This is a genomic window from Vibrio sp. QJM3NY_15, from assembly GCF_057785995.1.
Genome location: NZ_CM173518.1, coordinates 212,244 through 235,308 on the forward strand (window position 1 = coordinate 212,244; position 23,065 = coordinate 235,308).

The window sequence follows — 23,065 nt, forward strand, 5'->3', positions numbered from 1 at the left end:
TTTACATACAATTTCACAACAAAAATTTTACAATGTGAATTTTACAAATATGGCCTTGTCAAAAAGTTTAGTTCGTCAGTCACATTTCCTAGGTACTAAGATCCGTAACCTAAGGAAGCGTAACCATTTAACCATGGAAGATCTGTCTGCGCGTTGTATAAGAATCAACCCAGAATACGCACCTTCCGTTTCTTACCTTTCAATGATTGAACGTGGAAAGCGAGTTCCAAGCATCGATATGCTGGAAGTCATTGCGCAGGTCTTTCAGAAGAACCCCACGTGGTTTCTTGACGATGAATCAGAACAACAAGCCATTGCGCCTGACAAAGGGAATCGTGGCGGGATAAGTGGCATGGCACTCGAGCCGAGCTTTCTTTTCTCTAACGACATCCTGCAAATTGCGATACCAGAGATGTTGTCGCAAACCGGTATCTCTGGTCGTCAATTTGCCCACCTCTTGATTCGAGCTCACCAAGAGAGCAATCAAAACCACTTCCCTGATCTAGAACGAGCAGCAGAAGAAGTTGGCTTGAAACGCCTTAACCTTGGCGTCGAAGACCTTATCGACATCGCGAGAAACTTAGGTATTCAAATTCGCTGGGTAACACGCACGCCTCAAGACGTGGTGGATGAGCTTGGAATCAATGCTAAGCAATTGGTGACTTCGTTCTTCGAACCACCCGGTACGATTTTCTTGAACGAAATCCTCAAAGAGTACCCGACTCGACTGAAATACGATTTGTCGGTTTATATCGGCCATTGCATTTTGCACAGCAAGGAAGGGCTTAAGAGTGTGTTGTCGGTTGGGAACAACAACACATGGGACGATAACCAGATATCGGGATCTTCTCAGCTCAACTCTCAAGACATTCTTCAAGCATGGCGAGACTTCGAATCTAGCTTCTTTGCTGGCGCATTGCTGTGTCCAAAAGTTCCATTTAGACAACTGCTAGATCGTACTGGTTACGAAATCGACGTTCATAAAAGAGCGGGGGTTTCCCCCTCTGTTGCGATGCGCCGAATGACGGTAGTATCGCCCTACCCTCACTGGCATTACTTTGATGCTTATGGGCCGGGGAAACTCAAGGCGGTATACCGCGGGAACGGGATTCCACTGCCTTGGGGGAATATGAGAACGGTCGCCGACCCATGTCAACATTGGGCTGTGTTCCGTCGATTATCTGAACCTAGAGCAGGTAGCTCAGCTCAAATATCTATTTTGAATGTGGGCGATGAGCCAAGAATCTACTGCTGTGAATCCATCAATATGACGGATCCTGCGGGTAACAATCGTGTGTTGTGTGCTGGTATAGATTTAAACCCGGCGATTGATGCCCAAGGTGGTAATTCAAGAGATATCGCAGAGCAGCTTAAGGCTTCATGTGTCAGCAATGGTGGCTCGGTAGCAATACCACGTAACATCAAGAAAGATCTCACGACAGTAGCCAAGATTCTAAATATAAATTGGATTGAACGCGGGATCGAAACAGAGGCGAGGCTTATCTGCTCCAGAGGAGGAGAATGCCCACGCCAACCAAGCTGCTATTCAAAGTGTGGTGGGGATTAGCGACCTTTTAGCGAGTCTAATGCAGCAAAGCAACAATATGCTCTCAAATAAGAACACGCTCTCAGATAAAAACATAGTGAATTCGTTTGCTATGTTCGATTCACGAGCTTAGTAAAAATAACCAATAGAACTCAAAATTCAGGCAAAAAAAAACCAATCACAATAAAGGTGATTGGTCATATATTTTGTGTGAACAATATGGGTTCACTAACAACGTCAGTTGGCTAGGTGACCCTCGGCTTAAGAAGGGTCACCATTACTAATGCAGTATGCGTGCCAACTTTTCACCTACGTATTTACTACGCATCTGGACACGTATTAGACACGCATTGCTGTTTATTTTGCAAAGTGGAATTGCAAATTGCAAATTAAAACAAAAACGCTAGTGATTATGTTGTTATTAAATAATAATTAACGTTTGATTAATCCTCTCAGAGCCTGCCATCTTCCATTTCCTCAGCCTATTTTTAAACTAACTACCCATAAAAATTCCATATAACACGCATAAAAAAACGCGAACATTGAATATCAACATTCGCGTTTCATTGGGTTCGACTCAAAGCTTCTAACGTATCGCTTCTAGTTTCTAACTGCTAATTGCTAATTGCAGAAGGTAGCTTTCTAAAAAAGCGACCTTCGCAGTAATCAACTTAAACTGAACTCGTCTTTATTTTTGAGCAGCAGGCTTAGAGCGATTTCTAGATGGCTTGTTACCAGACGGTTTGTTAGACGCCGATTGGTTTGATGAACGGCCAGGGCCATAGCTACCACCGTAACCTGATTTCTTCGGCTTACCAGCACCGTTTTGGCCGCCTGAATTGGTGTTCTTCTCAGCGCCTCCAGCAGAATTACCGCGCTTGTAGTTGCTACCATTGTTTCTTACAGACTTATCATCACCAGCAACTGCAGAGTTGCTGTCAGAGCCTTTGTTACCTGAATTAGGCTTGTTCGTATTTGGCTTACGCTTAGGAGCAGAGCCTGAACCAGAAACATGACGCTTGTTCTTGCCTGCTGGTTTGTGCCCGCGAGCATTCTCACCAGAACGTTGACCATCAGAGTGTTCACGTGTCTTTTTCGGCTTCTTAGGCTTAATCGGACGCGAATCCAAACGAGATTCAGGCAGTTTGTTTACAGGTGCAAAACCTTCAAGTTCACGGCGCTCCAGCACTTGCTGAATAAGGCGCTCGATACCAAATAGCTCACCCACTTCATCAGCACATACCAATGAAATTGCTTTACCCACTTCACCAGCACGGCCAGTACGACCAATACGGTGAACGTAATCTTCTGATACGTTTGGAAGATCGAAGTTCACTACTTGAGGCAGTTGCGGAATATCGATACCACGCGCTGCAATATCTGTTGCCACTAATACTCGTACTTTACCCGTTTTGAAGTTCTCTAGGGCTTTAGTACGCGCGCCTTGGCTCTTGTTGCCATGAATAGGTGCCGCAGAGATGCCTTGCTCATCAAGGAAGTGAGAAAGCTTGTTCGCACCGTGTTTCGTTTTGCTGAACACGAGCACTTGTCGCCAATCATTATCTTTGATCAGCTTAGCGAGCATTGGTGCTTTTTTCTTTTTATCTACTGGATAAATGCTCTGTTCAACGGTTGGTGCCGTTGAGTTTGCAGGGCTTACCGAGATTTCAACTGGGTTGTTTACTAAGCCTTTAGCCAAGCCACGAATATCATCAGAAAACGTTGCCGAGAACAGTAGGTTCTGACGTTTCTTAGGCAAGAAAGCCAAGATCTTACGGATGTCGCGAATGAAACCCATGTCTAGCATGCGGTCGGCTTCATCTAACACAAGGATCTCTAGCTGATCAAAACGCACTGCATTTTGATTGTATAGGTCAAGTAGGCGACCCGGTGTTGCCACCAGTACATCACTACCTTTACGCAGTTTTTGCATCTGAGGATTAATTTTCACGCCACCAAATACAACCGTAGAAGTCAAAGGTAGATTGATACCATACTTAACTACGCTGCCATTCACTTGCGCAGCAAGCTCACGAGTCGGTGTTAGTACTAACGCACGAACTTGATTCTGACGTACGCGAGGACCTTTTGATAACATTTCAAGAATAGGTAGCGTGAAGCCAGCAGTTTTACCTGTACCTGTTTGAGCAGCGGCCATTACATCTTTGCCCGTTAGGACAGCTGGTACGGCTTTCTCTTGGATTGGTGATGGCTTATCGTAACCTTGTGCTTCAATAGCTTTAAGGATCGGTTCAGAAAGGCCAAGGGAGGTAAAACTCATAGATTATTTTCTCAGTTGAATAACATTTAGTATGAGCAACGCGCAGAAAGAAGTCGTTGCTACAGCTTTCGCTCATCAATAGAATTGATAAGGAGCAAAGCGCGGTATTCTGAGGCTTTTCCCCACATTCAGCAACTAAATTCTAATCACAGTTCTAATTCAACCTACATAACTTGTCGCTTCTGTTCGTACATTTTTTCATCAGCCGCTTTCAAGAGCGCATCGACATCATCGTAGTTATTGTCATGAATAACCCAACCAACACTAATTCTAAGGTAAATTGAGTGTGTCTCGTAGACAACTGGCGTCGTACATATCGCCTTTCGAAGTTTAGCCACAATCGACGATACATGTTGATCATCGATGATGCGTGGCAACAAGACTAAGAACTCGTCCCCTCCTATCCTTGCGACGATATCTGAACCGCGCAATTCACTCTTTATACGCTTAGCACATTCAACTAACACCTGATCGCCAGCCGCATGACCAAACGTGTCGTTAATTGCTTTAAACCCATCGAGATCGATATTTACAACCGCAAAAGTTCTCGCTCTCTGCTTTTGAGTGGTGGTAAATGCCTGCCTAAGGCTGTACATGAAGTATCGACGATTCGGTAGCATGGTTAGCTCATCATGCATAGAACGGCTGTCTGCAATGCGGTACAGACGATAAATAGTAAAGAATGCAATCGCTAACACAAGCATGATGGAATAACCCACCAGCCTAACCCCGTGTATTCGATACCAAGGCACGTCCATCAACACATGTTCGTTCCCGGATAGCGCCAAGAACCACCCTCCATAAGGGAAGTTAACTTGCTCAGTGGCAAACGCATTGGCAAATACGTGTTGTTCACCATAGAAGATAGGGCCATCTTTGCCTGAACTATTCGCACCCCGAATCGCGAGTTCGTACTTGTTCTCGATTTTCCCAATTCCGACATCTTCAAACAGTTCAGCTAAGTCAATAACAGCGCTAGATACACCCCAATAGTCCTGATTAAAAGGCGGATCTCGAAAGATAGGAGTGCGCGTGATGAGGGCTTGGCCACCTTGAAGCAATTCAAAAGGCCCAGCAATAAAGGTGTTGCCAATATTTCGAGCTATCTCAACAGATTCCCATTGGTTGGGATAATCACGATAATTAATACCGAGAATCTGCTCATTACCTTCCATTGGGTAAACGAAATTAAGGATGTCATCTTTGGCGAGTCCGATAATGCGAATGTGGAATCCATCTCGAATGATGTTTTCGGCTATCTTGTCCCAGCTTTTCATATCGCTTTCCGGGTTTATCGTCACAAGCGTGGAGAAATTATTGAGGATATACATATCCGATACGATCGCGGCTTCTATACGAGATCGAATGATGGAAAGCTGCTTTTTTGCCTCAGAATATGATTCATTTTTGAGGAAAGTTAATTGCTTGGCGTGAAAAACCTCTATGGCTGTCACGACAACCAAGAACAACAACAAAGATAATAATTTGGCAGGCCACTGCTTACTCGAACCACTTGGCATTTACGAACCTCTAACACATTTGTTCTGTTTACTGCCTTGAATCGGCTCATTTCTGGCTAATTCTTTCAGTATGCCGACAAGCTATTAAAAATCCACACTTTGCGTCGGGTCTCATTTCATTATTGAGCGATTCATCACTTCATAGTTAGTTAACTACACTGATTATTAAATCAAAAAACCTTAATGAACCTTATAAAGCTTACATTGTATTGACCCAAACCTTACACTGAAGGATTCATCAGTGTTATTTTATACTTACGATCAATCAGCTTGGTACCTTACGAACATGAAGCTAAAAACGCTAACTCTGTGCACATTGTTATCAGCCTCCGCTACAGTTGCGGTTCACGCACAAGCGACTTCTGATACGCAAACGGCTTTTGACACACAACAGACTGTTAACATACAAGAGAACAAACAAGCAACAAGCGTACCAAGTGTTCAATCACAAGCTGATGACCTCTACTCTCAAGAACAATCTTTTAAACAGTCTGCCGATCTGATACGCACAACCTACGAAAGCCAACTTTACACTCTGGCTGCATTCAAAGAGGGTCACTATGGTTTACGTATGTATCGACAAACATTAGACGATAAGTATTCCGCCGCCGTATGGAGCGACATGGCACGTGTTGCTAGTAAGCTTAGCGGCCTGTCGAATGACGTTCAAACCATGGAACAAATCGTACTCTACTCAGAAAAGCGCGTAGCTTCGTATGTGGGCGACAACGATGAACGCAGTGTGCGCCGTTACAACATCACTAAACATATGCCTGAATACCTTTATCTCGGTGTTGACCTACTCGGCTCTATGGCACGAGCCAATGAATACGGTTTAGAGCACAAGAACGATGCCAAGCTTCGTGAGATTATTCGTCGTTACGACTTTTCACGATACGTGACCAATGAAGATATGGTGAAAGCGTGGGCAGCCCAACTCGCTAATCAAGTTTACTGGCTACGCCAATTGGGTGAGCAAGATGTGGTTGATGAGTTTGTCGAAACCTTCAAAAAAGCCTACCCAGATTTGCAAGACAGGAAGCTTTCAAGCCAGCAATACGGCAATAAGATCTATGGTATGACACATGTAATCTTTGGTGATTCAGAATATTACCAACATCAAGTAAGTGAGCAAGAACACCAATGGATCTACGATTACTTCAGAGAAAACATTGATACCATTCTGCTGCGCGCTAAAGAAGATGTGATTGCAGAGGTTGGATTAACCTTCTTATTGGCTGGCTTAGAAGATGACCCTGTTGTCGAAAAAACACGACTCGCTATCCAAGCTTCTATCGACAAAGACCACGGCATGATCCCTTCTATCACAGGCGATTTTGACCTTGAGTACGGCGAACATCGCAACGTGTTGGCGATCATGTTACTCGATTGGCAACAAGTGAACGAAGCACCGACGTTAAAAGGTAACCCTAAGGTGTTTACTACGATTCCGTATGGGCTAATTGAAAACCAGCCATTGAGTAAATAGAAACTCCGGAGTTCATCTATAAAACCTAAAAAGCCGCAAACCTCTCAAGGTCTGCGGCTTTTTAATTCTTACCACACCAACACTTCATTCTGGCTTAGGTTTAAGTTCAGGGGCAAACTTTGTTCATCACTATCGTGAAATCCCCTTCTGCATATCCTTCTATCAAGGAAACATCGTCACAGAGTGTTTTACAGAATCGATATACGCCTTGAGGGTGATAACTCATCAAGGTATTGCGTGATGGATAATAACTTGAGTTCAACAGGTTGAAGATCACCGTATGATTCGCAAGATCAAACATGCGGGTGATCATATCAGTAAGGTAATCTGAATCGCGTGAGTTGTAATTGAGCGAACCACTGGCGATGACTACATCGTGTGCTTCGAGGCTCATCTTACTCATGTCACCCGATAAAAACTGGCAGCGTTGTTCTGTGTAGTTTTGCTTGGCGTTTTTGAGGAAGTCTGCGTGTTGATCAACGCCGGTGTACGATTGAATTCGATAGATGCTGTCGAGCAGTTCAAACAGCTCGCCATAGCCACAACCCAAATCTAAGACACTCTTCCTTTCGAAATCAGCCGAACGAGCGATCACTTCAAAGCGACACAATTGACTCTCTTCGCTCGTCCAACCTAGAGCTTTAGCCTTGTCACCATTAGAGCGGCTAGTCTGTTTTCGATGATACCAGTACACCTTAAAACGATCACGCCAGTGCATTACGTAAAGTCCACCTGAACTTTTCGACCACCAGCCTGTTCTTGATTGTGGTATTGCCAATCATATTGTGCGAGTAGCCTTTCTGTTAATTCTAAGCCGAGGCCAAAACCTAATTCATTATCTTCGATTGAGCCATCCGTATTGCAATTAACAATAACGACTCTTGAACCCTTTTGGACAATATACACAGTACCATTCCCTGTGTGCTGATAGGCGTTCCGAATCAAATTGGTCAGCACAATGCGTGTTAGGCCGGCTGGTAGCTGATATTGTGATTCATCACTCACTAAGCTAACCGTAACTGGTTTCCCATTGAGTAAGTAGGTTAAGTCGTGGTTTATCTGTTGCAACATATCGCCAAGATGAATGTTATCAAGAGGCAGGTCTTTGTCTTGTTGTCGAGTGAGCCATAATAAGGTTTCCGTCAAATCTGTCATGGTAAAGCCCGCACGCTTGATTCGGTCGACAACTTCTAATTGCTTTTCCGGACTCTTACCCTTTTGAATCAGCTTCTCTAACAGTTCACTATTGGTTCTTGTGACTGCAATGGGCGTTCGTAGCTCATGGCTCGCGTAACCCAGAAATTTCTGCTCTCGCTCTAAGCTGCTTTGAACCGAACTCAAGCTATCACGAATGATACTAGCCAAGGTGTTCAACTCACTAAAATGAAAATCTGGAGTGGGTTCATTGAGGTTATCTTTATCTAACGACTTAGCCCAATTCTTTAACTGTTCAACAGGCGATGCCACTTTACGTAATATCAAAACTAAAATAGCGAAAAACAGAACAATCGCGGCTAATGCCGTCAGAAAAATTGTCACAAAATGAGGCAGTGCTTTGTCTTCTAAGAAGTGGTCTTGTGTTTGGTCAAACACAGCCGAAACGTAACGCACTTCATCTCCTTTCATCACTTTCATGACAAAGTAACCTTCTTTTGGCGGAGCAAAGATTGACTTACCAAGAACCTTTTTTGAGATGACATTTAACTCAACGTTACTCTGTTCAATATAAGTTTGAATGCCTTGTGGTAAATCGCCCCATTGCGTTGCAACCGTAAACTCTTGATTGGTCACAGGCTTGCCCGGCTTGACAACATCTTGTTGAGCTTGAGCAATCATAGAGCCACGCATAGCTACGTCCATACCTGAAATAAAGTAATTTATACTCAATGCTGATAGAACCAAAATCGTCGTTACGCCCGTAACCAGAATCGCCAACAAAACATAGATTCTTAAACTTGGTCTAATCTTCATCCTTCTGGTAACTCCTTAATCGCAAACCCTTTGCCCGCAATGGTATGCAGCAGTTTGTTGGCTTGTTCTGCATCCACTTGTTTACGTAGATTGAAGATATGCACTTTTAAGCTATTGCTGTCTGGTTGATCATCGCCCCACACTCCCTGCATGATGGTTTCTCGTGATACCGGATTGGGACTAGAACGCATCAGGATTTCTAATATTTTCAGAGCCGTAGGTGAAAGTTTTAGGGGAGTATTCGCTCGAGACGCTTGATGTTGCTTCAGGTCGATTTCTAGATCGCTCACCGATAAGCGGCTCACTTGACCACTGCGACGTTTTGCCAGAACTTGAGAGCGAACAATAAGCTCTTCCATTGCAAAGGGCTTCACCAAATAATCATCAGCCCCTTTTGAAAAACCGGTCAGCTTATCATCGAGGGTGTCTCGTGCTGTGAGCATCAATACTGGCGTATCAATACCTTGCGCTCTGAGATTCTCGCACACCTGCAATCCGTTCATTTTAGGTAAGTTAAGATCGAGGATCACTGCGTCATATCGATTACTCTCGATTAAGTTGAGCCCTGCTAATCCATTAGCAGCATGATCACATTGGATGTCTTCTAAATCGAGGTAATCAATAACAGCAGTGGCTAAATCAAGGTCGTCTTCAACCAAAAGTAATTGAAGCTTGTCTGTGAGTTTATTGGTGACGGATTCTGCCATCATGACGACCTCTATTTTTAGTTAAATTGTGGCTTGTACTGCGCGCTTCTGTAATGCGCTAGCCTATAGAGCCTTAACTGTAATGAACCTAGACCGAGGTTGCTGAGCCTCACTCAGCAATCATCAACCTAGATATCATTAGCTTAGCCATTATTAAGCCGTTTGCTCAACGCCTTTGACTCGATTCGATACTTTAAGGATAAGCGACTTAATCTCACACTGAATCATCAATAACGATGGAGTAAGAATCAGCGTAATGAAGGTCGCAAACAAAATACCGTAGCCTAGCGCTGCTGCCGCTGGAATCAGGAACTGAGCCTGCAAAGACGTTTCACTTAATAGTGGCGTCAAACCTGCGAACGTTGTTACCGATGTGAGTAGTACGGCTCTTAGTCGACCAGAACACGCTTCAACAATCGCATCGTGAACCGACTTACCCTGCTCTTTGATTAGCTCGTTAAAACGAGAAACCAACAACAAGCTGTCATTCACTACCACACCGCTCAACGCTAGAATACCGTTTAACGATAGGATACTGATTGTTAAGTCATTCCACCAGTGCCCTAAGATTGCGCCAACAATACCAAATGGAATCGCCGTCATGATGATCATTGGCTGTATGTAAGACTTCAGCGGGATAGCAAGCAGTGTGTAAATAGCGATCATCGCAAGCACAAACATACTCATCATGGAACTGGCCGTCTCTTCTTGCTCTTCCGTTTCGCCTGCAAAGTCGACCGTTAACCCTGGGTATTGCGCTTCTAAATTAGGTACTAAATCCTGTTGTAATTGATGCACAAGTTCAGCAGGAGCCACTAAGTCTTTATCTAATACCGCGCTGATGTAAACCGCGCGCTGACTATCAATACGAGTAATCTCTGATACTTGGTAATCTGAATGTACTTCGGCAACCGAACTCAAAGGCACAACCGTACCATCGTTGGTTCTCACGCTCGATTGCTTAATATCCGCAATGGTTTGACGATCGGACTCTGGGTATCGAACTCGAACTTTCACCTCATCTTTACCGCGTTGGAACTGCTGAACAATGTCGCCACCAAACGCTTGTAACACTTGTTGTGAAAGGCTTGCCGTGTCAAAACCTAATGCGCGACCCTGTTGTGTTAATTCAAAGCGATACTGAGGTTCACCGAGGTCCAAGTTGTGATCAATGCCACTCACACCATCAATGGTTTGCAGTTTTGCTAAGAACTCATTGCCCGCAGCCGTTACTGATTCTTCATTCCACGCTTTCAGTTCAACTTTGAAGTTGTCGACCATCTCCATTTTAGACAAGACTTTAAGCTTCTTAACGCCCTCCATTTGGCCAACGGTTTCTTCCCACAAATCTGCAAATTCATTGGATGTGTAAACACTGTTGCTATCGAGCTCAATTCTTACCTGACCCGTATCATCGGCATCAGCGATAACTTGAAGGCTAAGCAGTTCAGATGGTTCAGCTTGAGCACCGTATTGCGCTCTCAGAGTTTCATCCGTTTTTGCTGCCGCTGCTTCAAGCACCAACAAGTTTTGTTGTGTTTGACCAAAGCTCGCGTCGTTTTGCATCGACATGTCGGCAGTTACCGTATCGCCCGGCATATCAGGGAAGAAAGCCACACGAACCGCGCCTGTCATTGGTAATCCAGCTACTAAGATTAGTAGTGACAAGAAAACCATCACCACGGCATAACGCAGTTTCAGCGCCCATTCGATCACAGGGCAGTAGATGCGCTTATTGAACCAACCTAATCCTGTATCGGCAGCATGTTGAACACGAGCCCACAGCCCCTTCTTATCACTACGCTTGGTATTAATGTGTGCGAGGTGCGATGGCAGAATGAACTTAGATTCAACTAAAGACAGCAACAAACAGATAGTCACAACCGTTCCGAATTGAGCATAAATCTGCCCCATTTTGCCTTCAACATTAGCGAGTGCTAAGAAGGCAACAACCGTCGTTAACACACCAAATATGGTCGGTGATGCCACCTTCATGGTGCCTCGAACCGTACTGCCTATCGAATCCCCTTCTTCCTTACGCGTGGAGTAAATGCTTTCCCCGACGACCACCGCATCATCAACGACTATTCCGAGCGCCATAATGAAACCAAAGGTGGTCATTTCATTAATGGTTAACCCCATAAAGGTGTCGGTCATGAAAAACATGGTGCCAAAAAAGACAAACGGTAAGCCCGCAGCTACCCAGAAAGCGACGCGCACGTTTAAGAATACCGCTAACACGATGAATACCAGAGCAATACCCGTTAACGCATTCTTTACCAATAGGCTCAAGCGATCTTTGATCATGGTACTTTTATCGTACCAAGTTTCGATTTCGACATCGCTAGGCAGCATGTTGCTATTTTCCCAGCGATCTACCACTTGTTGAGCCTGTTCAACGATGCTGACGACGTCTCCGTATTCATCCATCACGATCTGAATCGCCATCGCATTCTGTTGGTTATAACGAGAAAGCATGAAGGTATCATCGGCAAACATGTCTTCAACGTTGGCAATGTCACCCAGTGTAATTTGCGTACCATCAGTCGTCGTCATCACCGGAATCGCGTTGAAATCTTGGATCTCGTACGCCTGCTCAGACACCTTCAAACGAACCGTTTTTTCGCCATTACGAAGGCTCGTCGAAATAGCCGCAGAAGATTCCGCATTGATCGCTTCAGAGACGTCAGTCAGGGTTAATCCATAAGCTTGAAGTTTATTCTCATCAACCTCGACCGAGATCATAGGATCGGCTTTAGCCTTAATCTCTAAGTCACGAATCGCCGATTGGCTCAGTAAATCCGACTTAAGTTGCTCGGCTAAGCTCTGTAACGTTGCTCGATCTGCATCCCCATAAAGCTGCACCCATAAGGCGTGGTCTTGCATGCGAGCCTTATCAATCACAGGATTGTCAGCGCCCGCAGGCAAGTTATTGATCGCATCAACCTTAGTTTTAACGTCGGTTAACAGGGTATCAAGGTCATAGGTGCTCGTTTTCTCAATCGAGACGTGGCTGCCGTTCGCATCAGAAGTAGACGTAATACGCTTAATGCCCGGCACAGTTTCTAACGCGTCTTCGATCTTGATTGCTAACCCTTCTTCCGCTTGAACTGGGTCACCACTGTCATAAGTGACTGAAACTGAGACAACATCGGGTTCAAGACTTGGGAAGGCCTCTTTTCGTAACGTGTTAAGCGATAACATGCCAATAATAATCACACCCACTAACAATAAGTTCGCTGCCACAGAGTTGTTAGCAAACCATGCAATAGCGCCTGTATGCTGCTTGTTTGACATGATTAACCCTCCACCTTAGCCAGAACGACCATGCCCGCTTTAAAGCTGCTTAACGGACGCTTTACCACTTGCACACTGTCGCCAAGTTCCACGTTCAGTTTGGTAGGATCGATGTAAATCAAACCGCCCTTTTCAAATTCAACATCCGCGTTGGATTTAGAGAGCTGACTGTTGTTATCTACGAACCACAGGTCGCCTTGCTGAGAAAGAGCTGAAGCCGGAAGCTCCCACAATTGAGTGAGTTGCTTGCCCGAAATAGTGGCTTGCACGAAAGTGCCAGGATAAAGATCTTTCTCTTGCTCCAAAGGGCTATCGACTTTCACGATCAATGAGCGCTGACGCGTGTCTTGTTGTAAGTGCTGCTCTACTCGCTCGACATAGCCTTGCCACTGGTATTGGCCATCAGAACTCGACAGAGTTACTGGCCACGGCTGCTCTTTCAATTGCGTGTTATCGCTGTTGGGTAGGCTCAACCATTGGTTTTCAGACAGGGGAACAGAAACTTCAACCTCATCAACGCTGTATAACGTGGCTATCTGAGCGCCCGTTTGTGCGTAGCTTCCCGGCTGAACATCACGGCTCACGACCAACGAATCAAAAGGGGCAACCAAGGTTGTTTTTTCGAGGTCTTGCTGAGCCTTGACCAATTCAAGCTTGGCGTTCTCTAAGGCTGCTGTTACTTGTGCCAGTTGTGGTTCGCGTAATACTAAAGGTGAATCCGGCTCTCCAGACAAACCCGAACGCTGCCACTCAGACTTAGCTTGCTCGCCTTGTCTCTGCTCTTCCAATAAATCCAGTTGAGCTTGAGCAACATTCGCCTTTGCTTGCGTCACCGCTTGTTGGTAACTGGTCGAATCGATATTGGCGATCACTTCACCTTGGCTTATCACTTGCCCTGTTTCAAACTGCGAGCTTATTGTTTCTACTCGGCCGCCAACTTCCGTCGAAAACATCAATTCATAACGTGACTTCGCTTCCCCGTAACCCACAACCTCTGCTTGGTAGTCACCAAGAGTGGCAAGTACCACTGACACTTGTTGCTGTTGCGATGCAGCAGGCAAAGTTGTCGTTTCAATAGAATTAGTGTCAACAACCTTAGCTTGAGGTTCTGAAACCGTGAGTTCATTGGCTTTTTCTGGAGCAGGAGCCACCTGAGAACCGTTGTAAGCTAGGGCTGCAAAGATGCTTGAACCAGCCACTAGAGTGATGGCGATTGTGATGGTATTCAGTTTCATGAAGATACTCCCAAGCCCAGAGCTAGGCCTAAATCAATTCGGTTTACGAGACGGTTATAAATGGTTTGTGTTAGCTGCGCTTCAAGGTCATAGGTTTGTTGCTGAACAGAAAGTAGATCAAAAATGTCGACCAAACCCTGACGGTATTTCTCTTCATAACTGGTGAAGCTGCGTTGTGCGCTCACCAAGGCGTTCGTTAGGTGTTGCTGTTGAAGTGTTAGTGACGACTCTTGTCCCATCGCGTTTTCCACTTCATTCACCGCATTGAGCAGTGTTTCTTGGTAAGCCCAGTAGCTGGTTTCTGTGGTTAGGTCAGCAATCTCTGCTTGAGCTTTCAGCTTGCCACCTTGAAACAATGGTGCCGACACTTGGCCAAGTGCGCTCCACAGAGGCCCAGTCAGCAAGGCTTCACTTGGTGAGTCCGCCATGTCAATTAGGCTCGCTGATAAGCTGATAGACGGTAGCATCGCCTTATATGCAGCATCAGTGCGCAAAGTTTCCGCTTCGATATTGAAGAAAGCCGCTTGAAGATCGGGACGACCTGCCAGATCTTGTGTCGGCATGTTATCTAGCGGGTTAATGATGGTTGGGAAAGAACCAAGTTCAGTAAGCGATAACTCGTCAGATTCGCCACTCCACTGCCCGGTTAACAAAACCAACTCACGTCGACTTTGTGCAAGCTGCTCGCGGTAATCGGCTAAGGTTGCTTGAGTCGATGCACTGCTGGTTTTTGCATTATCTAAATCTTCAAGGCTACCTAGCCCTGCTCGGTATCGTTCTAGAACAAGTTCTTCGTTGTTTTCTAGAATCACTAAGCGCTGCGATTCGATATCGACAAGCTGCTGCTTCAAGCTGATATCAAGCCAACCTCTCATCACACTCGCGGCCAAAAGATCTTGAGCGCCCTGAAGGTTAGCTTGAGATGTCGCAATGTCTTTTAAAGCGGCGTTGTTTGTGTCTGCTAGTTTCTGCCATAAATCCAACTCCCAACCAACCGTCACATCTGTGGTGTAGGTTTCAGTGGTGCTTGAACCGTTGGTACCTTCGTCAGCTTTTCCTGAAAAGCTCGCATCGACGGTTGGTAAGCGATCGCCAGACGTCACACCTTGCTGTGCATAGGCTATTTTGAGTGCTGTGATGCTTTGTTGGAGGCTTGGACTGTTCTGCAGAGCGCGCTCGATATAGAGGTCAAGCTCCGGCGCATTCACTAAATCGGTGAGTTGCAGGCTCTCAGCGTCTGAGTTCTTGTTGAGTAGACGCTTGATCACTAGAAGCCTGTTGGATCAGATCTGAGAGTAAGCTTTGCTGTGTCTGATTAGTATTTTGTTCGGCTAGCGATACGTAATCAGCCTGACTGGTTGAAGTACAACCGATCAAACCAATTAGAGCGAGCGCGATAACGGAATGTTTTAAAGGAAGATTCAATTTCATCTTCTTGTCTCCTGTAAGAATGGAGACAAGATAACGAGCTGGAGGTTAAGAGAGGGTTAAGGCGAACGTTAACCTAAAAGAAAATGCAAAGAGCTTATGTTAGTACTTCTGATTTACGCTTGTGACTTGCTAGAAAAGAGCCCACCGATTTTATAACCGATCGCATAGCTAACCACCGCGACAGTCACAAACACCAAAGCTGAGAAGACATAAGCCACCGATGCTGCGACGCCAGCGCCCCATACTACGCTAAACACCAAACCGAGATACGCTTCTTGCGGCCACTGATAGATAGGAAACTGAGTACCACCAGCAATAAGATAAACCATCGCAAACAAGCCAATGAAGGTAGCAATAAGACCGATGAGAACGCGCATGTTCATGGAGAGACCCTTGGTTAATTTAATCTTGGTTGCCGTACTATTAGTCGGAACGGAATATTCTTAATCGAAACCGAGTGTTCTTAATAGAAACCGGATTTTCTTAATTGAAGCCGAATGCTATTAATCGCAACCTAATGATATTCAAGTATATCGGATAAAAGGCACTGGCTCTATTACTCTTCAGAGTGAGCCTGAAACGTAATAGAAATAATGAGAGAAGTGGTTAAGTCCGAATAAGCTTAACGAGTAGGCACAAAAAAGCGGACACCCTTCTTACGTAAACTCCGTAAGTAAGGTGCCCGCTTTTAGTGAATCTAACTGTTTTTGCTAAATCTAGATTAAAGCAGGATGAAGATACCCGCTAAACATGCACTCATTAGGTTTGCAAGCGTACCAGCAGCGACTGCTTTCAAGCCTAAGTTTGCCACTTCAGCACGACGCTCTGGTGCCATAACACCGATTGAACCCAGCTGAATTGCGATAGAGCCAATGTTAGCAAAGCCACATAGAGCAAACGTCACGATGACTTGGCTGTGTTCAGATAGCAGCGCTTTGTTCTCAACGAAATCGATGAAAGCAACAAACTCGTTCATTACGATCTTCTGACCAATGTAAGAACCCGCCATTAATACTTCATCACTCGGGATACCAATCAGCCATGCTAAAGGCGAGAACAAGTAACCGAAGATAGCTTGTAGCGTGATACCCGCAAAACCGAACGTCTCACCTAAACTTTCTAGGCCAGTGTTGACCATTGCAATCACACTCACAAATGCAATCAACATAGTACCAACTGCTACCGCTACCTTCATACCGTTCATCGCGCCACTTGCCAGTGCATCGATCACGTTGCTTTGGTCAGCTTTATCGAGTTCGATATGGTCGTAGTCACTTGGTGTGCTGCGCTCAGGAACGATGATTTTCGCCATTAACAGACTACCCGGAGCAGCCATGAAGCTTGCTGCGATAAGGTATTTAAGTTCAACACCTAAACCAGCATAACCACCAAGCACACTGCCCGCTACCGACGCCATACCGCCCGCCATTACAGCAAACAATTCAGAACGAGTCATAGACTTTAAAAATGGACGAATAAGAAGAGGAGACTCACCCTGAGAAAGGAAGATATTACCTGTCGCAACCAAAGATTCAGCTTTACTGGTGCCCAGCAGTTTTTGCACCGCCCCACCAAGAACTTGAATCACTTTCTGCATGATGCCTAAGTAATAAAGTGCCGAGATCAAAGCGCTAAAGAAGATGATAATAGGAAGTACGCGAATCGCGAAAATGAAACCATCAGTAGCAAGGTCACCGAAAAGGAAAGCGATACCAGCGTCCGCAAAACCAAGCAGGCTTGAAACACCATTGCTCATGCTCGTTAGTGCCAATTGTCCCCATGGGAAATACAACACTAAGGCTGCAAAACCAATTTGAAGTAACAATGCACGAGACACGGTTTTCCAGTTAATAGAAGAGCGACTCTCAGATAACAGACATGCGCAAGCAATCAGTGCAATAACACCGACAAGACCAAATAGAATATTCATAATGTGTCCTAGTAATCCTTAAAGAGTGAACATGAGCCAAACAAATGACATCAAAGGAATAGGACAAAGAACCGCAAGCAAAACGCTACGCGATGAAGGAGCTAACAAGGTTAGCGAGTGTGACAACGAGTTGTTCATGTAAAAATCACCTTATACAAGCAGTGGAACGTAGCTGGTCCGGTCCGTGGGGTCATTCACATATCCATGTGACGGCTTGTATTGGCTAAGCACCGGCTTAAAACCGGAAAAGAAGTATAAACAGTTAAGTGAGACTTTCATCACATTTCTTAACGCAAACGTTCGCGCGGTCAAGGATTAAACAAAACGCGGTGTTTATCATCATCTACGTGCTTCAAAAGCTGTAAACAATCTGTATGAGATTGATTTTGGAATGTTAAATCTTTAAGAGTAATCGAGTAATCACTCGGTTAATTCTGTGTCATTCTTTAAGCTTTTCTGTGCTCTACCTCATTTCCGAACACTTCAATATTCATCTTGAGTTTAGATACGTATATACTTTGTTTGATCTCACAAAATAATTATCTATAAAATTCCAATAGAGCTGATTAGATATAACGGCCTTCGAGACTAAGAGAGGAAACACGTGAAGAAAATGGACGCTCCACACGACATGACGAACGGAGCTAAATTCAAAACAAATAGACATGGCTATGTGACAGTAGTTGAATATTATAATACCCATACTGTTATTGTCGCGTTTGAAAACACCGGAAATATCCGCGCTATCAGTGCGGCGAAATTACGTACAGGTCAACTTACCGATCGTTCTATTGCGCCTGAATCAATTATGATTGGTGAAAAAGTTGAATCCGTTAAACATGGCATTCTTACAATCACTCAAGTTGAATCTGAAAATATTGTCGTACTCACAAATGCTAATAACGAAGAAATTAGAATGTTATTACCCGCTGTGCAAAAAATGAAAGATAAAGTAGAAGAAATCGACAATGAGAAAACCGAGACGCCAAAACCAACCTCTCTGAGTCAATTAACCAAAAGAAATAAAAAGACCAAAGACGTTAATAATATGCTTAAGAAGATGCTTACCGACTATGGTCGATACGATTAGTGCATTAATTCCGCTATAAACTCCACAATATTCACATTCCGATAGACAAATAAAATAAGCCCTGCCTTTCTCAATAAAATACGTTGCATATTCGAGTGAAAAGTTAAATTTGATCAAAGTCTCACTCTGGATCTTTGCTGCAAATTAACGAGACTTGCATCACAATCTCATTTTGACTTTGTGATGCAAGTCTTATTGGAATCTCAATATTTCCATTACTATGCTCTCACACAATAAGAGAACGAAGCTTCTCAACCCTTAAAATCCAATTGAGACAAATATTATGAAAAAGATTCTTGTAGTTTGCGGTAACGGCCTTGGTACTTCACTTATGATGGAAATGGCAGTAAAAGAAGTAGCTAAAAAAATCGGTTTCGAAGCAGAAGTTGATCACGAAGATCTATCATCTGCAGCATCAAGCAATGCTGATATTTGGGTAGCAGCAACAGACGTTGCAAACCAACTAAAAGAAGGCGGAAAAGAGAACATCATCAGCCTTAAAAATATTTTTGACAAAGCATCAATCGAAGAACAACTAAAAACTTTCATGTAAGGTCAAAATTATGCAAAACTTTTTCGAGTTCATGCTCGGCTTATTAAAAGAGCCAGCGATCATGGTAGGTTTAATTGCTTTCATTGGTCTTGTTGCACAGAAAGCAGATATTTCTACCATTCTAAAAGGCACAATTAAAACCGTAATGGGTTTCCTAATTTTAGGTTTTGGTGCTGGCGCTCTTGTTGGCGCTCTAAATAACTTCTCAGTTGTATTTACAGAAGCATTCGGTGTACATGGTGTTATTCCAAATAACGAAGCGATTGTGGCATTAGCACAAGAAGCATTCGGTTATGAAATGGCTCTAATCATGTTCTTTGCATTCGTTGTGAATATTTTATTGGCTCGTTTAACTCCTTTAAAATATATTTTCTTAACGGGTCATCACACCATGTTTATGTCGATGCTAGTGGCAGTTATTCTGTCTTCAGCTGGCATCGAAGGAACCGTCTTAGTCGCTATTGGTGCAATTCTTGTCGGCACACTGATGGTTGTGATGCCTGCACTGGGCCAGAAGTACACTGAAAAAGTAATGGGTACAGACCAACTGGCTATCGGTCACTTCTCTACCCTTTCTTACATCGTGTCTGGTTTCATTGGTAGCAAGTTCGGTGACACATCGAAAACAACGGAAGACATTCAAGTTCCTAAAAGCCTGATGTTCCTACGTGACACGCCAGTTGCAGTGGCAACAACCATGGCTATCTTCTTCATGCTTGCGTCTATTATTGCTGGCGGTGAGTTTGTAGAAACAGTATCAAGCGGTCAAAACTGGGTTGTATTTACCTTCATGCAATCTCTCATCTTTGCGGGTGGTGTTTACATCGTACTGCAAGGTGTGAAGATGCTAATTGCTGAAATCGTTCCTGCATTTAAAGGTATTTCGGACAAACTAGTACCGGGTGCAAAACCTGCTCTTGATTGCCCTATGGTATTCCCAGTAGCGCCAAACGCAGTACTTATTGGCTTCTTATGTTCTTTCGGTGCTGGTCTACTCGCAATGGCAGTACAAGGCGCACTTGGTTGGACAATCATTGTAGCGGGCGTGGTTCCTCACTTCTTCGTTGGTGGCGCGGCTGGTGTTTACGGTAACGCAACAGGCGGTTTACGCGGTGCAATCCTAGGTTCATTTACGCAAGGTCTGTGTATCTCTTTCCTACCGATGCTGCTACTTCCAGTACTGGGTGGCCTTGGCCTTGAAGCAACAACGTTTGCTGACTTCGACTTCGGTGTGGTTGGTCTGATTCTAGGGTGGATTGTTTCATGAGCCTGTTTGATTTAGTGGGTAACCAAGGCGTTATCATCAACTCTGAAGAAAACCTAACGGTTGATGCGGCTATTGATGTGACATGTTCAACACTGCTAGCGAGCAAGAAAATCGAAGCAAGCTATGTTGAAGCTATCAAGCAAAAGCATAAGGATATTGGCGCGTACTATGTTCTTGCACCAAAGATTGCGATGCCTCATGCTCGCCCTGAAGATGGTGTAAACGAAGCATCACTGCAAGTAACAGTATTTAAGAAGGGTGTTGATTTAGAGTCGGAAGACAACGGTGACGTTTATCTTTCAATCACTCTGGCGGCCATGGATTCAGATAGCCATATTCATACCATTATGGCGCTGTCTGAATTGTTCCAAAATGATGATGACATCGATGCCATTATCGCAGCGGAAACAGAGCAAGCGATCATCGAGATCTTAAAGCGATACTAGCTTCAATTTTTAGGTCTTAACCTTTAGCTCCTGCTGATGTTTATCTCCTAAAAGCCCCATTAAAAAAGCGATAGCCTCGGCTATCGCTTTTCTGGTTCTGGTGCTTAGTCATTTATCTTCTAACATGACTTGCCAATACGTGGTTTACAAAAATACATGGTTTACAATTACACGACTAACAAGTGCATCACAGCAACGCTTCACAACCAATAAGCATTCACTAGCGTTAAAACGCAAACATTCTTTTATCGGTCGATAATTCAAAGCAGTATTGCGCGTGTTTTTCAAGGCATTCAAACACTTCTCTATCTAACTTATAGTTTTCAACATGGTCTCTCAAAATCGCCATCGTCTGTTCTAACGTCATACCAGCACGATACGGACGTGACTGAGATAATGCTTGGAATACATCTACCACAGCGACGATCCGACTCGGTTGATCCAACTCTTCTGCCGTTTTGCCCATCGGATAACCTGAACCATCTAATCTTTCATGATGATTGGATGCCCACTGGCACACCTGAGGAGAACTAAACAACTCTTGCAGTGCAAATCGAGTATCCGTTGCATGTCGCTTAATACAACAGTACTCCTCTTCGGTCAGCAAATCCGGCTTATGAAGAATGTCATTAGGTGTTTGCAGTTTGCCGATGTCATGAACTAGCCCTGCTAAATAGAGTTTGCGCTGAGTTGTGTATGAATAACCCAACTGCTTGGCGAGATATTCTGAAAGTTGCCCAACCTTCAAAGAGTGCTTAAAGGTAAATGAACTCTTGGTATCAACCACATTGGCAATGAATTCGGCAAAAGCCACGGTTTCATCCAGAGACATTTGTTGAGAGAAGAACGGCACAGGCTCAAAGTTATCTCTCATGTTTTCAATGTAAGGGATCTCCATCGAAAACCAGAAATCGTCCAGATCGACCAACTCACACATATGTTGCACGAGATTGGTTTCGAACATCTCGTCCGCTTGTTCAGTTAAACGTTCAATAATGCTCGCTTTACCATCCGGTGTTAGGTTTCCATACCGATCTGAAGAAGTGATGCCGTAAAGGTAGTCCACTCGATCTGCGAGCATGACAATCGCAGCCAACTCTTTTTCTAACTCACTGATCGGCATCGCTTTTAATTCAACCCAAGGGGTATGGTGATAAAGCACCGGCTTAGCGAATATAGAAAGAACTGGGCACTCTTTTAGGATTTGGTAGCCCTTTTGACAATGGTGATAGCTCGCATCAGGAACAAACCCAGAAGTCAGGCTGAGCTGCTCATCAATTTGCGATACGCCACAGTCGTGAATTAACCCCAATGAGAACGCAAGTTGCGCCTGCTCTTCTTCCCACCCGACACTCAGAGCACATCGATACGCGATGTAACCCACCCTCTGTCCATGATTCTTGCTTTCAAAACCGACGTTATCAAGCGCCTTCGCAATACCAAATAGAGCCTTTCTAAGGTCTACGGTTACATTCTGGCAATGTTGATTCATTATTTAAGCCTAGCATTTTTATAGTTTTTATATATTTAGGTTGCCAATACTAATGCATAGTTAATGATTATATACACAACTATTGTAAGGTTTAATGAGTTTCGTGATAGAACTAACGTATCACGTAATATTCGTGCTACAAGTTGTTGCATATTGTTTATTATGCGACATTATATCCTGCTGTTAATCGTACATTTTCAAACCAACCGAGGACAAAAACACGTATGTTCGAAACTGTTATAGACGAAGAACTCTCCATCGCATTGGTCGAAGAAAGCTTCGCTACCCATTACGCTGACTATTCACAAAGCCAAAATGAGTATCTTAGCCAGTGGTTAGCATGGCCACCGCACTGTAAAACAGAGCAAGATTTTAGGATTTTCATCCAACGCTCATTACACGATTATGCTGAAGGGAAAAGCATGACATGTGCCATCGTGTATCAAGGAAAGATCGTCGGTAACTGCAGTTTCAATACCATCGACCACAATACCAAAAAGGTAACGATTGGTTATTGGTTGTCACAGTCTCAACAAGGCAAAGGCATCGTCACTCGCGTGGTTCAAAAACTGATTGATATTGCTTTCAATGAGTTAGATATGGAAAAGATTGAAATATCAGCCGCTACTGAGAACATGAGTAGTCGTAAAGTTTGTGAGCGCTTACATTTAACATTGGAAGGCATCATCACTTGTAACGAGAACTTGAATGGTCGCATCATCGACCACGCTATTTATGGCCTGCATCGTTCAAAAAGATAAACGATAGCTATTTGAAAGTTCTAGAGAGTCGCTAGCAAGTTCACGACAA

The 23,065-nt window shown here is 44.2% G+C and carries 17 protein-coding genes and 1 pseudogene; 7 read left to right on the forward strand and 11 right to left on the reverse strand.

Annotated features, from left to right (window positions below):
* Positions 1-34: 34 nt before the first annotated feature.
* Positions 35-1,567 carry a DUF3612 domain-containing protein gene (locus AC3CKG_RS17430; RefSeq protein ID WP_017110788.1) on the forward strand — a complete coding sequence of 511 codons (1,533 nt, stop codon included), beginning with the start codon at positions 35-37 and terminating at the stop codon, positions 1,565-1,567.
* A gap of 667 nt (positions 1,568-2,234) precedes the next feature.
* On the opposite strand, the gene AC3CKG_RS17435 is transcribed toward AC3CKG_RS17430, so the two are convergent.
* Together AC3CKG_RS17435 and AC3CKG_RS17440 are read right to left on the reverse strand one after the other, a co-directional pair.
* A complete protein-coding gene (locus tag AC3CKG_RS17435) occupies positions 2,235-3,827 on the reverse strand; it encodes a DEAD/DEAH box helicase (protein WP_488529648.1) in 1,593 nt (530 codons plus the stop codon).
* Between the two features lie 164 nt (positions 3,828-3,991).
* Positions 3,992-5,347, reverse strand: a complete 1,356-nt coding sequence (locus tag AC3CKG_RS17440) for a diguanylate cyclase (RefSeq protein WP_102360930.1) — start codon at positions 5,345-5,347, stop codon at positions 3,992-3,994.
* Positions 5,348-5,633: 286 nt separating this feature from the next.
* Here AC3CKG_RS17440 and AC3CKG_RS17445 point away from each other — a divergent pair, with 286 nt between their 5' ends.
* Positions 5,634-6,836 (forward strand): DUF3541 domain-containing protein, encoded by a 1,203-nt coding sequence (locus AC3CKG_RS17445; RefSeq protein ID WP_488529979.1) that lies wholly within the window; start codon positions 5,634-5,636, stop codon positions 6,834-6,836.
* A 106-nt stretch (positions 6,837-6,942) separates the two neighbouring features.
* On the opposite strand, the gene AC3CKG_RS17450 is transcribed toward AC3CKG_RS17445, so the two are convergent.
* From AC3CKG_RS17450 to AC3CKG_RS17485, 8 genes and pseudogenes are all read right to left on the reverse strand, one after another.
* Positions 6,943-7,554 carry a class I SAM-dependent methyltransferase gene (locus tag AC3CKG_RS17450; protein ID WP_488529649.1) on the reverse strand — a complete coding sequence of 204 codons (612 nt, stop codon included), beginning with the start codon at positions 7,552-7,554 and terminating at the stop codon, positions 6,943-6,945.
* Positions 7,554-8,807, reverse strand: coding sequence for a sensor histidine kinase (locus AC3CKG_RS17455; RefSeq protein WP_488529650.1), 1,254 nt, complete (start codon positions 8,805-8,807; stop codon positions 7,554-7,556). Before AC3CKG_RS17455 ends, AC3CKG_RS17450 begins: the two co-directional genes overlap by 1 nt.
* Positions 8,804-9,514, reverse strand: coding sequence for a response regulator transcription factor (locus tag AC3CKG_RS17460; RefSeq protein WP_065113083.1), 711 nt, complete (start codon positions 9,512-9,514; stop codon positions 8,804-8,806). Before AC3CKG_RS17460 ends, AC3CKG_RS17455 begins: the two co-directional genes overlap by 4 nt.
* Before the next feature lie 153 nt (positions 9,515-9,667).
* Entirely contained in the window at positions 9,668-12,811 is a 3,144-nt protein-coding gene (locus AC3CKG_RS17465) for an efflux RND transporter permease subunit (protein ID WP_488529651.1), read from the reverse strand.
* 2 nt (positions 12,812-12,813) lie between these two features.
* Entirely contained in the window at positions 12,814-14,046 is a 1,233-nt protein-coding gene (locus AC3CKG_RS17470; protein ID WP_488529652.1) for an efflux RND transporter periplasmic adaptor subunit, read from the reverse strand.
* A pseudogene (locus tag AC3CKG_RS17475) lies at positions 14,043-15,477 on the reverse strand (TolC family protein). The gene AC3CKG_RS17470 and the pseudogene AC3CKG_RS17475 overlap by 4 nt, the downstream one beginning before the upstream one ends.
* A gap of 113 nt (positions 15,478-15,590) precedes the next feature.
* Positions 15,591-15,860, reverse strand: coding sequence for a hypothetical protein (locus tag AC3CKG_RS17480; protein ID WP_102559192.1), 270 nt, complete (start codon positions 15,858-15,860; stop codon positions 15,591-15,593).
* A 338-nt stretch (positions 15,861-16,198) separates the two neighbouring features.
* Positions 16,199-17,407: a NupC/NupG family nucleoside CNT transporter gene (locus AC3CKG_RS17485; RefSeq protein WP_017110799.1), complete on the reverse strand. Its 1,209-nt coding sequence runs from the start codon at positions 17,405-17,407 to the stop codon at positions 16,199-16,201.
* 613 nt (positions 17,408-18,020) lie between these two features.
* On the opposite strand from AC3CKG_RS17485, the gene AC3CKG_RS17490 reads away from it, so the two are divergent.
* From AC3CKG_RS17490 to AC3CKG_RS17505, 4 genes are all read left to right on the forward strand, one after another.
* Positions 18,021-18,497, forward strand: coding sequence for a hypothetical protein (locus AC3CKG_RS17490; RefSeq protein ID WP_488529980.1), 477 nt, complete (start codon positions 18,021-18,023; stop codon positions 18,495-18,497).
* A 283-nt stretch (positions 18,498-18,780) separates the two neighbouring features.
* A complete protein-coding gene (locus tag AC3CKG_RS17495) occupies positions 18,781-19,050 on the forward strand; it encodes a PTS sugar transporter subunit IIB (protein ID WP_009845707.1) in 270 nt (89 codons plus the stop codon).
* A 10-nt stretch (positions 19,051-19,060) separates the two neighbouring features.
* Positions 19,061-20,317 carry a PTS ascorbate transporter subunit IIC gene (gene ulaA / locus AC3CKG_RS17500; RefSeq protein WP_017110802.1) on the forward strand — a complete coding sequence of 419 codons (1,257 nt, stop codon included), beginning with the start codon at positions 19,061-19,063 and terminating at the stop codon, positions 20,315-20,317.
* Entirely contained in the window at positions 20,314-20,763 is a 450-nt protein-coding gene (locus AC3CKG_RS17505; protein ID WP_076644898.1) for a PTS sugar transporter subunit IIA, read from the forward strand. Before ulaA ends, AC3CKG_RS17505 begins: the two co-directional genes overlap by 4 nt.
* 226 nt (positions 20,764-20,989) lie before the next feature.
* Here the strand turns inward: AC3CKG_RS17505 and AC3CKG_RS17510 are convergent, their stop codons facing one another.
* Entirely contained in the window at positions 20,990-22,255 is a 1,266-nt protein-coding gene (locus AC3CKG_RS17510) for an HD-GYP domain-containing protein (protein WP_017110805.1), read from the reverse strand.
* Positions 22,256-22,479: 224 nt separating this feature from the next.
* Here AC3CKG_RS17510 and AC3CKG_RS17515 point away from each other — a divergent pair, with 224 nt between their 5' ends.
* Positions 22,480-23,016 carry a GNAT family N-acetyltransferase gene (locus tag AC3CKG_RS17515; RefSeq protein ID WP_488529653.1) on the forward strand — a complete coding sequence of 179 codons (537 nt, stop codon included), beginning with the start codon at positions 22,480-22,482 and terminating at the stop codon, positions 23,014-23,016.
* Positions 23,017-23,065 lie beyond the last annotated feature (49 nt).

Excerpts from the sequence above, each read along its gene's own strand:
- AC3CKG_RS17435 (WP_488529648.1), bottom strand. The coding sequence starts at position 3,827 with ATGAGTTTTACCTCCCTTGGCCTTTCTGAACCGATCCTTAAAGCTATT.
- AC3CKG_RS17440 (WP_102360930.1), bottom strand. The coding sequence starts at position 5,347 with ATGCCAAGTGGTTCGAGTAAGCAGTGGCCTGCCAAATTATTATCTTTG.
- AC3CKG_RS17445 (WP_488529979.1), top strand. The coding sequence starts at position 5,634 with ATGAAGCTAAAAACGCTAACTCTGTGCACATTGTTATCAGCCTCCGCT.
- AC3CKG_RS17450 (WP_488529649.1), bottom strand. The coding sequence starts at position 7,554 with ATGCACTGGCGTGATCGTTTTAAGGTGTACTGGTATCATCGAAAACAG.
- AC3CKG_RS17455 (WP_488529650.1), bottom strand. The coding sequence starts at position 8,807 with ATGAAGATTAGACCAAGTTTAAGAATCTATGTTTTGTTGGCGATTCTG.
- AC3CKG_RS17460 (WP_065113083.1), bottom strand. The coding sequence starts at position 9,514 with ATGGCAGAATCCGTCACCAATAAACTCACAGACAAGCTTCAATTACTT.
- AC3CKG_RS17465 (WP_488529651.1), bottom strand. The coding sequence starts at position 12,811 with ATGTCAAACAAGCAGCATACAGGCGCTATTGCATGGTTTGCTAACAAC.
- AC3CKG_RS17470 (WP_488529652.1), bottom strand. The coding sequence starts at position 14,046 with ATGAAACTGAATACCATCACAATCGCCATCACTCTAGTGGCTGGTTCA.
- AC3CKG_RS17480 (WP_102559192.1), bottom strand. The coding sequence starts at position 15,860 with ATGAACATGCGCGTTCTCATCGGTCTTATTGCTACCTTCATTGGCTTG.
- AC3CKG_RS17485 (WP_017110799.1), bottom strand. The coding sequence starts at position 17,407 with ATGAATATTCTATTTGGTCTTGTCGGTGTTATTGCACTGATTGCTTGC.
- AC3CKG_RS17490 (WP_488529980.1), top strand. The coding sequence starts at position 18,021 with ATGGACGCTCCACACGACATGACGAACGGAGCTAAATTCAAAACAAAT.
- AC3CKG_RS17495 (WP_009845707.1), top strand. The coding sequence starts at position 18,781 with ATGAAAAAGATTCTTGTAGTTTGCGGTAACGGCCTTGGTACTTCACTT.
- ulaA (WP_017110802.1), top strand. The coding sequence starts at position 19,061 with ATGCAAAACTTTTTCGAGTTCATGCTCGGCTTATTAAAAGAGCCAGCG.
- AC3CKG_RS17505 (WP_076644898.1), top strand. The coding sequence starts at position 20,314 with ATGAGCCTGTTTGATTTAGTGGGTAACCAAGGCGTTATCATCAACTCT.
- AC3CKG_RS17510 (WP_017110805.1), bottom strand. The coding sequence starts at position 22,255 with ATGAATCAACATTGCCAGAATGTAACCGTAGACCTTAGAAAGGCTCTA.
- AC3CKG_RS17515 (WP_488529653.1), top strand. The coding sequence starts at position 22,480 with ATGTTCGAAACTGTTATAGACGAAGAACTCTCCATCGCATTGGTCGAA.